Source organism: Aeromonas sp. 30P, from assembly GCF_051919805.1.
In the GTDB taxonomy this organism is placed as follows: Bacteria; Pseudomonadota; Gammaproteobacteria; order Enterobacterales; family Aeromonadaceae; genus Aeromonas; species Aeromonas veronii.
In genome coordinates, this window is the sequence record NZ_JBQBEA010000001.1 from 4,011,803 (window position 1) to 4,024,910 (window position 13,108).

A 13,108-nucleotide genomic window follows, 5' to 3' on the forward strand; every position below is an offset into this window, starting at 1 on the left:
CCGTTAGTTCACCGGATCTGTCATCAGGCCAACCTGAGGCACACCCGCTTTCTTGAGGGCCACCATCAACAGGATCACCTCTTCGTAGCGCACGGCCTTGTCACCCGCGACCACCACGGGGGCATTCTGGTTGATCGCCAGATAGCCCATGGCTTTTTCGGTGATGTATTGCTGCATCGCCTCTGGCGTGCCGCTTGGCACCGGCTCGTCATCGGCTTCGCCAGCCTTGATGACATACTCGCCTTCGGTATTGACGCTGACGATGAAGGGCGGCTTGGCATCTTCCGGCAACTGCTCGGACTCAGCCTGTGGCAGATCCACCTTGACCCCTTGCGTGATCACCGGCGTGACCGCCATAAAGATGATAAGCAGCACCAGCATGACGTCGATATAGGGAACCACGTTGATCTCGGCCACCTTCTTACGCCGGATCCGCTGATAGGTTTGCATTACTGATCACCCTGCTGCTGTGCAATTTGACGGTTCAGAATGGTAGTGAACTCGTCCATGAAGTTGGCGTAGGCGTTCTCCAGCCGCTCGACCTTGTTGGAGAAGCGGTTGTAGAAGATAACCGCCGGGATAGCGGCAAACAGACCCATGGCGGTAGCGATCAGCGCTTCCGCGATACCCGGTGCCACCATCTGCAAGGTAGCCTGCTGCACCTGACCCAGGGCGATAAAGGCGTTCATGATCCCCCATACGGTACCAAACAGACCGATATAGGGGCTGATGGAGCCGATGGTCGCCAGCACCGGCAAGTTGGATTCCAGATCATCCACCGCGCGGGAGAGGGAGACGCGCATGGCGCGGTAGGTACCATCCATCACCGCATCCTGACCACGGGCACCGGCCTTGAGCAAGCGGGCATACTCCTTGAAGCCGGAGTAGAAGATATCTTCCATGCCTTCGATATCATCGCGGCGGGAAGAGGACTCCTGATAGAGGCGATTGAGATCGACCCCTGACCAGAAGCGATCTTCAAACTGTTCCGATGCGAGATTGGCCGCCTTGATCGCCTTTGAACGCTGGATAATCAGCGCCCACGAGACATAGACATGCTCATCAGGGTCATCATGACCAGTTTTACCAACAGGCTGGCTTGCCAAAACAGGCCAATAAACGAAATTTCAGCGTGCACTTAACAGCACTCCCTTGATTTTTTCAGGTATAGCTACAGGTTTCATATGCGGATGACTGACACAGGCTATCTGTACCATGGCCTGGGTGATCAGTCGTCCATCAGCCGCCAGGATCTGCTGCGAAAAGCGCAGGGATGCGCGTTTCACTTCAATCACTTGCGTTAATACATTCAATAGTTCATTAAAACGGGCCGCCGAGCGGAAATCGATCTCAGTTCGGCTCACCACGAAGGCATATCCCTCCTGCAGCCAGACGTCCTGTTCGACCCCTTTGGCACGAAGAAACTCGGTGCGAGCACGTTCCATAAACTTGAGATAATTGGCGTTGTAGACGATGCCCCCGGCGTCGGTGTCTTCGTAGTAGACACGCACCGGAAACTCAAAGACTTCCCCCATAACAATCTGTGATCCATTCGACAGTCAGATGGGGGGCTATCATAGCGCAGGGCTGAATAGGAAAGAAGCAGGGGGAGACAGGGAAATCCTGCCTCCCCCCGTTTTTTATGAAAGGAAATATGAATGTGTCAGCCAGAGGCCATACAACAAACTGGGCCAGGCGAGCCAGGGGTTGAACAGCACTCGTCCGGGCAGGCTTTTCAGATGAAAGCCAAGCCCGTTAAGTACGCCACAACAGACGGCCCACATCAGCCAGGGAGCAAGCCAGAGACCATGCTCGCTGGTGTTGGCCGCGATCAGATTGGGGGCCTGTAAAATAGCGACGGCCAACAAGGCCGCCGCGAGTAACATCAACCCCTGCCACGGCTGCCGCTCCAGTGGAGCGGCGAGCCTGGCGAGTCGATCACTTGTTCTCATCGATCTGACGATCCATGTTCTCGGTGTGTTCCAGCCACAGCGCATTGATGATGCCAAATGCACAGGCCAGCAACAGCCCCAGGATCCAGGTGAAATACCACATTGTCAGCGCACCTCTTAATAGAGAGATTGTTGGTTATCTTCGATGTGCTTGTTGGTTACCCGGCCAAACATCTTGATGTAAGTCCAGATGGTGTAACCCAGCACAATCGGTACGAAGATCGCTGCGGCCACAGTCATCACCTGCAAGGTGTTGAAAGAGGCGGTAGCATCCCACATGGTCAGGCTCAGTGACGGCTCAAGGCTTGAGGGCATCACGAACGGGAACATGGAGAAACCGGCAGTGAGGATGACCCCGGCAATCGCCAGCGAGGAGCTGGTAAACGCCAGCCAGCCGATGTTCATGCGGGCAAACAGCGCAGTCAGCAGGCTCATGGCCAGACCCAGTACAGGGGCAGCCACCATCCACGGATAGAGGGTGTAGTTGTTCATCCAGGCACCAGCCTGCAGGACAACTTCCTTGTTCATCGGGTTGGATACTGCGTCAGTCGCGGCAGCCTTGACGATGACATACCCTTCCATACCGCTTACCCACCAACCCGCGGCAGCAAACAGCACCAGGGTCAGCAGTGAGCAGATCATGGCGGCAGTGCGGGAACGCGCCAGCACTTCACCGTCGGTCTTCATCATCAACCAGGTTGCGCCCTGGGTGAGCAGCATGAACAGACTCACCAGACCAGCCAGAATGCCGAACGGGTTAAGCAGACCAAAGAAGTTGCCGTGATAGGTCAACATCATGAACTGGTTAAACTCGAACGGAACGCCTTGCAGCAGGTTGCCAAAGGCCACACCAAAGACGATGGGCGGTACGGCGCTGCCGGCGAACAAGGCCCAGTCCCAGTTGCTGCGCCATTTGGCATCAGCACGCAGGGAGCGGTACTTGAAACCGACCGGACGCAGGAACAGCGCCATCAGCGTCAGGATCATGGCGATGTAGAAGCCGGAGAAGGTCGCGGCATACACCATCGGCCAGGCGGCGAACAAGGCACCACCGGCAGTGACCAGCCAAACCTGGTTACCTTCCCAGTGCGGTCCCATGGTGTTGAGCATCACGCGGCGCTCGACATCTTTCTTGCCGACGAACGGGAGCAGTGCGCCTACCCCCATGTCGAAGCCGTCAGTGATGGCAAAACCGATCAGCAGTACGCCGACCAGAGCCCACCAGATGACACGCAGAGTTTCGTAATCAAACATGGTCGCTCTCCTTATGCCTTGATCTGTTCAAAGTGATACTTGCCAGTCTTCAGGCTGCTGGGGCCAAGACGGGCATACTTGAACATCAGGTACATCTCGATAACCAGAAGTACGGTATAGAACAGGCAGATACCGATCAGAGAGAACCAGATCTCGGCTGCAGGCAAATTGGATGCAGAGAGGGAAGTCGGCAACACCTCTGCAATGGTCCACGGTTGGCGACCATATTCAGCAACAAACCAGCCAGCTTCGATAGCGATCCACGGCAGCGGGATACCCCACAGCAGACCCTTGAGCAGCCACTTGCGCTTGCCGATCTGGTGACGGGCACTGTCATAGAAGGCCATACCAATCAGCACCAGCATCAGCATGCCGACGGCAACCATGATGCGGAAGGCGAAGAACAGCGGCAGTACCTGCGGGATGGAGTCATCCACGGCGGCCTTAATCTGCTCGTCGGTAGCATCGGTCACGTTGCTGGTGTAGCGCTTGAGCAGCAGACCGTAGCCCAGATCCTGTTTCACTTCGTCGAAGCGAGCGCGGGTCTCGTCAGACTTGTCACCGGATTGCAGCTTGGTCAGCAAGTCGTAAGCGGTCATACCGTTACGAACGCGCAGTTCGTGCTCGCTCTTCAGATCCTTCAGACCGGTTACCTGACCGTCCAGAGAACGGGTCGCGATAATGCCCAGCGCATAGGGGATCTTGATGGCGTAGTCGGTGCGCATCTCTTCCTGATTCGGAATACCGAACAGGGTAAAGGCAGCCGGAGCAGGTTCAGTGTCCCACTCAGCTTCGATAGCGGCCAGTTTCACCTTCTGCACTTCACCGGTCTCGTAACCGGATTCGTCACCGAGGATCAGCACGGACACGATGGAAGCCATACCGAACGCAGCGGCAATGGCGAAGGAGCGACGGGCAAACGCCACATCACGATTCTTCAGCAGGTAGTAGGAGGAGATACCCAGCACAAACATGGCGCCACAGGTATAGCCAGCCGCCACAGTGTGGACGAACTTGACCTGAGCAACCGGGTTGAGCACCACGTCAGCGAAGCTCATCATCTCCATCCGCATGGATTCGAAGTTGAACTCGGCACCGACCGGGTTCTGCATCCAGCCGTTGGCGACCAGGATCCAGAGGGCTGAAAGGTTGGTACCCAGCGCCATCAACCAGGTGGCAGCCAGATGCTGATGCTTGCTCAGACGATCCCAACCAAAGAAGAACATACCGACGAAGGTGGACTCCAGGAAGAAGGCCATCAGCCCTTCGATAGCCAGCGGGGCCCCGAAGATATCGCCGACATAATGGGAGTAGTAAGCCCAGTTCGTCCCGAACTGGAACTCCATGGCCAGACCTGTGGTGACCCCCAAGGCAAAGTTGATACCAAACAACTTACCCCAGAATTTGGTCATGTCCCGGTAGATGGTGTTGTTGGTCATCACATAGACGGATTCCATGATCGCCAGGAGAAAGGCCATTCCCAGCGTCAGGGGTACAAACAAAAAGTGATAAAGGGCCGTCGCAGCGAACTGGAACCGCGATAGGTCTACCACATGCTCAGCAATCATGATGTTTCCTCACCGATTATTGGCACGGCTATTTTAAGTTTTAAGCACAAAGCTTCCGTTGGAGGTTAGCGAATGAGCCTTATTGGGACGTGTCACAACAAAACGCGTTCAGTAACCACTGGCATTAACAACAAGGCAATACGAGAACACAAATAAAGCTAATGTTTAACAATTCCAAAACAATCAGCCTAAATTTATTCTCGCCCATGATGACCGGGTTTTTATATCACCTTTATTTGATTGAAATCAATGTAAAAGGACCCGCCATACATGGCTTTGAAAGGCATTTTTAATCTATTTCACGATTATTGACGCGAGCCAGATCACAAAACACGATAAAGCGTAAAACATTGATTTAAATCAATTTAAGAATTTAACATCCCACCGCTCGGTTTAATTTGAAAAGCGTGAATGACGCGCCTTTTTCCATGTTATCCGAGTCAGGCAATCTGATTCGAAAACTCAATTTAAAATTGCAAAGAATGCATACTCATGCGAACCAATTTCATCAATAAAGACATTAGATAAACTAATTTGAAGAGTGCAATTTTTCTTGTTTGCCGGGGTCGATTCGAACTCCTACAATGCGCCTCGCAGTGAGGGCATACCCTTGGATACAGGCCGGTTAATCCGGGTTCACGGTACGTATTCGACGATCAATTTGAACCTGTCTATTGGAATCGAAGATGAAAAAGTTTGTTGCTAAAACCATCCGTTACTACAAGCTTTCCTTTGTTCAGCTCTATCAACTGAACCGACTCTGAGAGCTCGCGACGGCTCACCTGTTTATTTTCCGGTCTGTGTCCAGACGCACTCACTGTCTGTGAACATCCATCCTGAATTGTCTTTGCCCACCGCATCCGCCGTGGGCTTTTTTTTGCCCGGATAATAAAAAACCGCCTTTGACGGCGGTTTCATGTTCAAACGACTGTTTTTACTTCTCATCTGGTCGCTGAAGACCGAAATGAGCGTAGGCTCGTGTGGTCGCAATCCGTCCTCTGGGTGTACGTTGCAGATACCCTTGCTGGATCAGATAAGGCTCCAACACATCTTCGATAGTATCTTTCTCTTCCCCGATCGCGGCGGCCAGATTATCGAGACCCACAGGGCCCCCCATAAACTTGTCTATCACAGCCAACAATAACTTGCGGTCCATGAAGTCGAAGCCTTCGTTATCGACATCCAGCATGTCCATGGCGCGAGCAGCAATGGGGCCGTCGATCCGGCCATCGGATTTCACCTGGGCAAAGTCGCGCACCCGCCTTAACAAACGGTTAGCAATCCGCGGCGTGCCGCGAGAGCGACGGGCGACCTCAATGGCACCATCTTCCGTCATGTCTAGCCCCAGACAACGGGCACTGCGGGAGACGATATCGGTCAGGTCCTTGACGTTGTAGAACTCCAGCCGCTGGACGATGCCGAAGCGATCCCGCAGCGGGCTGGTCAGTGAACCTGCCCGGGTGGTAGCGCCAATCAGGGTGAAGGGAGGCAGATCCAGCTTGATGGAGCGAGCTGCGGGTCCCTCCCCGATCATGATGTCGAGCTGGTAATCCTCCATCGCTGGATAGAGCACCTCCTCCACCACAGGGCTGAGGCGATGGATTTCATCGATGAACAGCACATCGTTCGGTTCGAGGTTGGTGAGCAGCGCGGCCAGATCCCCTGCTTTCTCCAGTACCGGGCCGGAGGTGGTCTTGATATTGACCCCCATCTCGTTGGCGACGATGTTGGCGAGGGTAGTCTTGCCCAGACCCGGCGGACCGAAGATCAGCAGGTGATCGAGTGCTTCACCCCGCTGACGGGCCGCTTCGATAAAGATCTCCATCTGTTCGCAGACGGTATCCTGACCGGTGTAGTCAGCCAGCTTCTTGGGGCGGATAGCCCGGTCAATAATGTCATCCTCACGGGCGGCACTGGCCGAAATGAGGCGGTCTGCTTCAATCATCAACTACCTCATACCAGGCTACGCAGGGATTCACGGATGATATCTTCCACCGACATCCCCTCTTTGGCGATCTTGCTGACAATCTGACTCGCCTGCTGCGGCTTGTAACCGAGGGCCACCAGCGCACTGGCCGCCTCTTCGGTCACATCCGGTGCCCGCAATTCGGGCTCACTGGCTGGCAGGGTGACCATGGCTGGGGAGAAGAGGTCGTGACTGACCCACCCCTTGAGGCGATCCTTCATCTCCACCACCAGCCGCTCGGCGGTCTTCTTGCCGACTCCCGGCAGTTTGACCAGAGAGCTTATCTCTTCACGTTCGACACTCAGCACAAACTGGGTAGCTGTCATGCCGGAAAGAATCGCCAGCGCCAGCTTGGGGCCGACTCCGTTGGTCTTGATCAGCTCGCGGAACAGCGCCCGCTCCTGTTTGTGGTTAAAACCATAGAGCAGCTGGGCATCTTCCCGCACCACGAAGTGAGTATGGATGGTCGCTTCCTTGCCGATCTCCGGCAAATCATAGAAGCAGCTCATCGGCATCTGTACCTCATAGCCAACCCCGCCCACTTCCAGCAGGACCTCGGGGGGCTGCTTTTCAATGACAATGCCTCTCAAGCGACCAATCACGGCTCTCTCCTCACCAATACAACTATTCGTAAATTGGCTCATAGCATAAAGAATAACTGGATAAGTATCCAGCATAGGGCAGCAACACCCGCGTAGTCAGAGAGGCTTTTTATCCCATTTTCCACCATGCTTGATCGGGTGCAGCCAGTGCACGGGATGTTTCAGCGCCGCACCGGCCCCCGAGCGGGGGATAAACCACTACACTAAACCCGTTCGGAACCGAAACTGGTGCCAATGTCGATACCAAGGAAGGCCATCACATGAAAATTGTTACCACCTCCAATCTGGGTCTTGCCATATTGCTCGGCTGTACGCTGGGCATGGGGGTCGTTGGCTGGTATGGCAGCCAGCGGCTAGCCAATCTGCTCTCCTATGTCCTGGGCGCCGCCTGGCAGACCGCCGACGGTGCCATGGAGGGCTCCATAGAGCTGGGCAACCAACAGCTACAGATTCAGAAGATGCAAAACGGCACCCCGCTCAATCGCGCCGAACTCGATGCAGCCAAGGCGGCGACAGATGACGCACTGGCCCGGGTCAGCCAAGGGCAGCTCATTGATGGTGCAGCCCTTGCCAACATGGAACAGCACAAGCAGGACTATCAACAGCAACAAGAGAAGCTGCTGGCGCTCTATCACGCCTATACCGAGGTGGATCAGACCCTGCATCACAACGCCGATCTGATGGCTCGCCTCTCGACCCAGCTGGAGGTGATTGGCGATGGCGCGGTCGAGGCGCTGACCCAATCCCCCGACCAGACCATCAGCTGGAACAGCGGCCTCTCCACTCGCTGGGAAGCGGCCGATGGGGGGATGGAATCCAACATAGGCTTTTTGCGCCAGCTCTATGCGCTGGAAAAGATGCGCAGACAAGGAGTCACAGAGGCGATCAAGGCCGAGCTGAAAGAGGCGACCGATTTCTACCACGAAGCGGTCGACAGCATGCTCGGCACCGGGCTGTTCGATATCGAGGGAACCGGCGAATTTGCCGGCAAGACACTGTCGGCAGAATATCGCGCCCTGTTGGCCCGGCATCAGCAACTGATGGGACAGTGGGTCGATGCGCTCGGCAGCTATCAGGCCCAGCAGTCCGTCTATGAGGTCAGTGCCGATGAGCTGCGACAACAGCTGGTTGCCATCGAGGAGAGCGGCGATGCCACCGTCGAGGATCAGGTGGCCCAGCTCAACGGCATCATCAGCCAGACCCGAACCCTGCTGCTGGGTGGCCTGTTGCTGAGCCTGATCATGGTCACCCTCTGCGGCTTCTGGCTGACCCGCAAGCTGGTGACCCCGCTGCTGCAAGTGGACAAACGAATGCAGGATATCGCCGCCGGCGAGGGAGACCTCAACGCCCGCATCAACCTGCAACGGGATGACGAGATAGGCTCGCTGGCAAACAGCGTGGATCGTTTCATCGAGAAACTGCAGAAGATGATCAGCTCCACCATGGACAACAACCAGCACATCAGCGAACACGTTCACACCTCGGTCAACCGGGTGGAGGCAATCAGCCAAAGCAGCCGCCAGACCGCCGAACATGCGCTGGCCCTGCACCACGACAGTGAACAGATGGTGCAAGTCGCCACAGGTATCTCGGACAACTGCAGCATGGCGGCCCACAATGCCAACGAGGTGCGCCAGCTGACCACCGAGAGCAGCCAGTATGTCGCCTCCGCCAGCGCGGGCATGCAGCGGGTGGTACAGGAGGTGAGCGAGTGTGCCATCGCCATCAACTCCCTCAAGGAGCAGGCGGGTCAGATTGGCCAGATCATCTCCACCATCAGCGGTATCTCGGAGCAGACCAACCTGCTGGCCCTCAATGCGGCCATCGAAGCGGCCCGCGCGGGGGAGATGGGACGTGGCTTTGCGGTGGTTGCGGACGAGGTGCGCACCCTAGCCAATCGCACGGCGACATCAAGCGCCGAAATTAGCCAGGTGATCAGCAGTATCCAGCAGCAGACCGAGACCGCCTACCTGATGATGCAGCGCAACCTCAAGACGGTGGAGTCCGGCATGCAGGACTCCGAGAACACCAAACAGATCCTGTTCAAGGTAGAAGGCGCCATCGACCAGCTGGCCGACATGGTGCAACAGGTGGCCGTGGCTACAGGACAGCTGTCACACACCCTGAGCCACTCCTCTGACAAGGTCTCCGGTATCAGTCTGCAAGCCAGAACCGGCGAACAGGAGGCACAGGAGTGCCTGCAGCTCGCCTCCTCGCTCCATCAAGCCAGCCTGCTGCAACAGCGCCTGCTCTCCCAGTTCAGGGTCTGACCCCTTTCAATAGCAAAGATGCCACTCATGTGAGTGGCATCTTTTTGTTACCGGTCGCTCATTCCTGCCGCCTTAACTTCCTCAATGTCCTATGGCCAGTTGAACAGCCAGGCTCAACATGATGATGCCTACCAGCAGATCGATCCCCTGCTGCACCCGGCCGCGGGCCAACCAGGGCGCCAGTGCCGCCGCCCCCAGCGCCAGCGAGTAGAACCACACCAACGAGGCCAGCATGGCCCCCGCAGCAAAGGCCGGACGCAGGGACTCGCTCACCTGACTGCCAAGGGAGCCGAGCAGCATCAGGGTATCGAGATAGACGTGAGGATTGAGCAGCGTAACTCCCAGTGTCATCGCCAGCACGCTTTTGACCCCCATCTGCTGAGCAGAATCGGCAACTCCCTCCCCTTTACCGCGCCAGGCACTGAGCAGGGAACGGCCACCAAACCAGCCGAGAAACAGCACGCCCCCCCAGGTGAGTAGCGCCATGCCGAGGGGGCTGACGGCCAGCACATTGGCTCCGCCAAATACGCCGATAGCAATTAGGGTGAGATCACAGAAACTGCAGAGCGTGGCAGTCAGCAGATGGTGATTGCGATGGATGCCCCGACTCAGCACAAAGGCATTCTGGGCGCCGATGGGGATGATCATGGCCAGACCGATGGTGAAGCCTTGTAGTGTCGTTGCGAGCATCATGGAGAGCACCGTTCGAAATGATGAATGAGCGGCACTATAGCGATGGTGGTTCCTTCTTAGAAATTCATTGATTTACTGATTGATTCATTTTGCTAATAAAAACCGGCATACCCAGCCGCTGTTCCAGCCCTTGTCAATTACCGGATCTGACAATTGTGACCCTCAGAGTGCGGCAGGAGAATCTGTTGCGCCTGTGGGCTCAGCCTACTGCAGCAATCTGGGGAAGTTGGTAACCACAACTTGCTCCAGATTGGGTAGCAAAAGCCCCGTACTAACCCCTTTGGCAATGGCCTGATAGCGGTTCATGGAGCCGGTTTTGCGGGTGACCTGATTGAGATGGTAATTGACCGTGCGCTCCGTGATCCCGAGGATGCAGGCGATCTCGCTAGAGGTCTTCCCTTCGCTGGCCCAGAACAGGCACTCGGTCTCGCGCTCGGTCAAGGGGTCTTTCCCCGCACTGTCCATCATGCTGAAACGCACCACCCGAATGGCCGCCTCGAAGATGTAATTGGACATCCAGGAGAGGATCGGCGAGGACTCCAGCAGCAGGTCGCTCGAGGCCCGCTCGGAGGTGATGAAGGAGAGAATACCGTTCTCCCCGGCAGCACCGTGCAGAGGGAAGGAGATGCCGTTACGCAACCCGAACTCGGCTGCCAACCCCATCACGTCCATGGTTCCCTCCTGCAGAAAACTGGCCCGCTCATCGAGGCGGTTCCAGTAAATGGGCAGCGTCTGCTTGCGTGCCAGCCGGATCACCGGATCGCACGCCAGCATGTTGTTTTCGGTATAGGCCTGCACCCAGGAATCGGGGCACTGGTTGAACAGCACCACCTTGGGCCTTTGCATCGACATCGGCAGGATCAGGGCGAAGCGATAGTAGTCATAGCCCATCCCGAGCGTAAAGCGACCGATCAGTTCGGCCAGACGATTGCCGTCCGTCACCGAAGTGAAATGTTCGAGGTACTCAAGCAGTTGGTCTCTGTTCATATGAAAGCCCCCTTGGCCAGACATGTGATTATAACGGCGAATAGCAAGATAGAGGGTCCATAATGTTGGTTTTTAAAGGAAAATTGAGAGAACATCCACGAAACGAGGTGGAGAATGAACTCTATCGCTTTCGAAATCGCGTCTTTTCCGACCGGCTAGGCTGGGATGTCGAGTCTCATCGGGGCCTGGAGCGTGACAGCTTCGACACGCCAGACACCCATTGGGTTCTGATCGAGGACGAACAAGGGCTGTGTGGCTGTATTCGTCTGCTCAACTGTGCCGATGCCTATATGCTGCCCACCATCTTCCCCACCGCCCTTGCCGGTGAAAGCGCGCCACGCACCCCCGATGTCTGGGAACTCACCCGTCTGGCTATCGATGCCCAGCGCGCACCGCGCATGAGCAATGGCGTCAGCGAACTCACTTGTGTCATCTTCCGCGAGGTCTATGCCTTCGCCCATGCCCACGGGATCCGGGAGCTGGTCGCCGTCGTCAGCCTGCCGGTGGAGCGCATCTTCCGCCGACTTGGCCTGCCCATCGAGCGGCTCGGTCATCGGCAGGCGGTCGATCTGGGTGCGGTAAGGGGCGTTGGCATCCGCTTCCATCTGGATGAGCGCTTCGCGCAGGCGGTCTCCCAACCTCTGCTGGGCCATTATCAAACCAGCCATTATCCACTGCAGCAACCGTCACCGGTGTTGGCAGTTCACTCATAAAAAATCCCGGGAAAACAGACCCGGGATAAAGATGTCGCTACGATCTGCGCAGGGCTACCCCATGCGGCACCAGAGAGTATCCTCCCTCAATGGCCTGACCACTACTGTCAAAAATCACAGCGCAACGCCCCTTCCACCGCCCATTGTTGTCCCCTGCCGAGTAACGTAGAGTCAGCCCTTGGGCAACGGAAGGGGGAGAAGATGAAAGAGCTGGACTACAAACTGCTGCGGGCTCTGGATGCGGTACTGCAGGAGCAGAACTTCGATCGGGCGGCCAAGTCGCTCCATATCACCCAGTCGGCCATCTCCCAGCGGATCAAGCAGCTGGAGCAGCAATTTGCCGAGCCGCTGCTCATTCGCAGCCAGCCGCTGCAGGCCACGCCACTCGGCCAGAAGCTGCTGGCTCACTATCGGCAAGTACATCAGCTTGAGCTCGAACTGGCGGGGGAGCTGACCCCCGACCAGCCGCAAGGGCCAATCCGGATCAGCATCGCCGTCAATGCCGATAGCCTGGCCACCTGGTTTTTGCCCGCCATTGCCCCCTTGTTGAAACAGCACCCCATCGAACTCAACCTGCTGGTCGATGACGAAAGCCGCACCCTCGACAAGGTCCGCGAGGGTCAGGCCTTTGGTGCGGTCAGCCTGCATCCCCAGCCGCTGGCGGGTTGCTGCGTCGACGAGCTCGGTGAGATGAACTATCTGCTTACCGCCAGCCCCGCCTTCGTAGCCCGCCACTTCCCTCATGGCCTGACCCGCGATGCGCTGGCCAAGGCACCGGCGGTGGCGTTCGATCAGCGCGATGACATGCATGTGAGCTTTATGAGAGAACACTTCGGGCTGGAGCCGGGCGGTTATCCCTGCCATACGGTCCACTCGTCAGAGGCCTTCGTCGCCATGGCCGAGCAGGGGTTGGCCTACTGTCTCATTCCCGAATTGCAGATAAGAGGCCAGCTCGCAGGCGGGTCACTGCTCAACCTCAGTCCCGACCACGTCCTGACGGAACGCCTCTACTGGCACCGCTGGGTACTGGAAAAAGGGGTTCACAAGCAGCTCTCCCAACGCCTTATCGACCATGCCAGATCGCAGTTGAAACCACGCTGAGC

The 13,108-nt window shown here is 56.7% G+C and carries 13 protein-coding genes and 1 pseudogene; 3 read left to right on the top strand and 11 right to left on the bottom strand.

What is annotated here, in order from left to right:
* Window positions 1–3: 3 nt before the first annotated feature.
* The 9 genes and pseudogenes from tolR to ruvA all read right to left on the bottom strand — a co-directional run bounded on the left by tolR (window position 4) and on the right by ruvA (window position 7,342).
* Window positions 4–450 (bottom strand): protein TolR, encoded by a 447-nt coding sequence (gene tolR / locus ACTG2B_RS18755; protein WP_005354757.1) that lies wholly within the window; start codon window positions 448–450, stop codon window positions 4–6.
* Window positions 450–1,138 (bottom strand): annotated as a pseudogene (tolQ, locus tag ACTG2B_RS18760) (protein TolQ). The gene tolR and the pseudogene tolQ overlap by 1 nt, the downstream one beginning before the upstream one ends.
* The gene (gene ybgC, locus ACTG2B_RS18765; protein ID WP_407957540.1) at window positions 1,128–1,535 is read right to left on the bottom strand and encodes a tol-pal system-associated acyl-CoA thioesterase; all 408 of its coding nucleotides are present in this window, start codon (window positions 1,533–1,535) and stop codon (window positions 1,128–1,130) included. The pseudogene tolQ and the gene ybgC overlap by 11 nt, the downstream one beginning before the upstream one ends.
* Before the next feature lie 105 nt (window positions 1,536–1,640).
* Entirely contained in the window at window positions 1,641–1,952 is a 312-nt protein-coding gene (locus ACTG2B_RS18770; protein ID WP_374996054.1) for a cyd operon YbgE family protein, read from the bottom strand.
* The gene (cydX, locus tag ACTG2B_RS18775; protein WP_005304933.1) at window positions 1,939–2,055 is read right to left on the bottom strand and encodes a cytochrome bd-I oxidase subunit CydX; all 117 of its coding nucleotides are present in this window, start codon (window positions 2,053–2,055) and stop codon (window positions 1,939–1,941) included. Before cydX ends, ACTG2B_RS18770 begins: the two co-directional genes overlap by 14 nt.
* A gap of 14 nt (window positions 2,056–2,069) precedes the next feature.
* A complete protein-coding gene (gene cydB / locus ACTG2B_RS18780) occupies window positions 2,070–3,206 on the bottom strand; it encodes a cytochrome d ubiquinol oxidase subunit II (RefSeq protein WP_005335741.1) in 1,137 nt (378 codons plus the stop codon).
* Window positions 3,207–3,217: 11 nt separating this feature from the next.
* Window positions 3,218–4,774, bottom strand: coding sequence for a cytochrome ubiquinol oxidase subunit I (locus ACTG2B_RS18785; protein WP_439996610.1), 1,557 nt, complete (start codon window positions 4,772–4,774; stop codon window positions 3,218–3,220).
* Between the two features lie 934 nt (window positions 4,775–5,708).
* Window positions 5,709–6,719 carry a Holliday junction branch migration DNA helicase RuvB gene (gene ruvB / locus ACTG2B_RS18790; protein ID WP_005335744.1) on the bottom strand — a complete coding sequence of 337 codons (1,011 nt, stop codon included), beginning with the start codon at window positions 6,717–6,719 and terminating at the stop codon, window positions 5,709–5,711.
* Window positions 6,720–6,727: 8 nt separating this feature from the next.
* Window positions 6,728–7,342 (bottom strand): Holliday junction branch migration protein RuvA, encoded by a 615-nt coding sequence (gene ruvA, locus ACTG2B_RS18795; RefSeq protein WP_005335746.1) that lies wholly within the window; start codon window positions 7,340–7,342, stop codon window positions 6,728–6,730.
* 260 nt (window positions 7,343–7,602) lie between these two features.
* Here ruvA and ACTG2B_RS18800 point away from each other — a divergent pair, with 260 nt between their 5' ends.
* Window positions 7,603–9,612 (top strand): methyl-accepting chemotaxis protein, encoded by a 2,010-nt coding sequence (locus ACTG2B_RS18800; protein ID WP_439996611.1) that lies wholly within the window; start codon window positions 7,603–7,605, stop codon window positions 9,610–9,612.
* An 81-nt stretch (window positions 9,613–9,693) separates the two neighbouring features.
* Here ACTG2B_RS18800 and lysE read toward each other — a convergent pair whose 3' ends face one another.
* Window positions 9,694–10,302, bottom strand: coding sequence for an L-lysine exporter (gene lysE, locus ACTG2B_RS18805; protein ID WP_439996959.1), 609 nt, complete (start codon window positions 10,300–10,302; stop codon window positions 9,694–9,696).
* A gap of 207 nt (window positions 10,303–10,509) precedes the next feature.
* Entirely contained in the window at window positions 10,510–11,292 is a 783-nt protein-coding gene (locus tag ACTG2B_RS18810) for a LuxR family transcriptional regulator (RefSeq protein ID WP_005335753.1), read from the bottom strand.
* Between the two features lie 62 nt (window positions 11,293–11,354).
* On the opposite strand from ACTG2B_RS18810, the gene ACTG2B_RS18815 reads away from it, so the two are divergent.
* Complete coding sequence (locus ACTG2B_RS18815; RefSeq protein ID WP_042081537.1) at window positions 11,355–12,005, top strand: acyl-homoserine-lactone synthase; 651 nt, start codon at window positions 11,355–11,357, stop codon at window positions 12,003–12,005.
* A 201-nt stretch (window positions 12,006–12,206) separates the two neighbouring features.
* Window positions 12,207–13,106 (top strand): LysR family transcriptional regulator ArgP, encoded by a 900-nt coding sequence (locus ACTG2B_RS18820; protein WP_439996612.1) that lies wholly within the window; start codon window positions 12,207–12,209, stop codon window positions 13,104–13,106.
* The last annotated feature ends 2 nt before the right edge of the window (window positions 13,107–13,108 follow it).

Bases quoted from the DNA above. Each gene is read 5' to 3' on its own strand.
- tolR (WP_005354757.1), bottom strand. From the start codon at position 450: ATGCAAACCTATCAGCGGATCCGGCGTAAGAAGGTGGCCGAGATCAAC.
- ybgC (WP_407957540.1), bottom strand. From the start codon at position 1,535: ATGGGGGAAGTCTTTGAGTTTCCGGTGCGTGTCTACTACGAAGACACC.
- ACTG2B_RS18770 (WP_374996054.1), bottom strand. From the start codon at position 1,952: ATGAGAACAAGTGATCGACTCGCCAGGCTCGCCGCTCCACTGGAGCGG.
- cydX (WP_005304933.1), bottom strand. From the start codon at position 2,055: ATGTGGTATTTCACCTGGATCCTGGGGCTGTTGCTGGCCTGTGCATTT.
- cydB (WP_005335741.1), bottom strand. From the start codon at position 3,206: ATGTTTGATTACGAAACTCTGCGTGTCATCTGGTGGGCTCTGGTCGGC.
- ACTG2B_RS18785 (WP_439996610.1), bottom strand. From the start codon at position 4,774: ATGATTGCTGAGCATGTGGTAGACCTATCGCGGTTCCAGTTCGCTGCG.
- ruvB (WP_005335744.1), bottom strand. From the start codon at position 6,719: ATGATTGAAGCAGACCGCCTCATTTCGGCCAGTGCCGCCCGTGAGGAT.
- ACTG2B_RS18800 (WP_439996611.1), top strand. From the start codon at position 7,603: ATGAAAATTGTTACCACCTCCAATCTGGGTCTTGCCATATTGCTCGGC.
- lysE (WP_439996959.1), bottom strand. From the start codon at position 10,302: ATGCTCGCAACGACACTACAAGGCTTCACCATCGGTCTGGCCATGATC.
- ACTG2B_RS18810 (WP_005335753.1), bottom strand. From the start codon at position 11,292: ATGAACAGAGACCAACTGCTTGAGTACCTCGAACATTTCACTTCGGTG.
- ACTG2B_RS18815 (WP_042081537.1), top strand. From the start codon at position 11,355: ATGTTGGTTTTTAAAGGAAAATTGAGAGAACATCCACGAAACGAGGTG.
- ACTG2B_RS18820 (WP_439996612.1), top strand. From the start codon at position 12,207: ATGAAAGAGCTGGACTACAAACTGCTGCGGGCTCTGGATGCGGTACTG.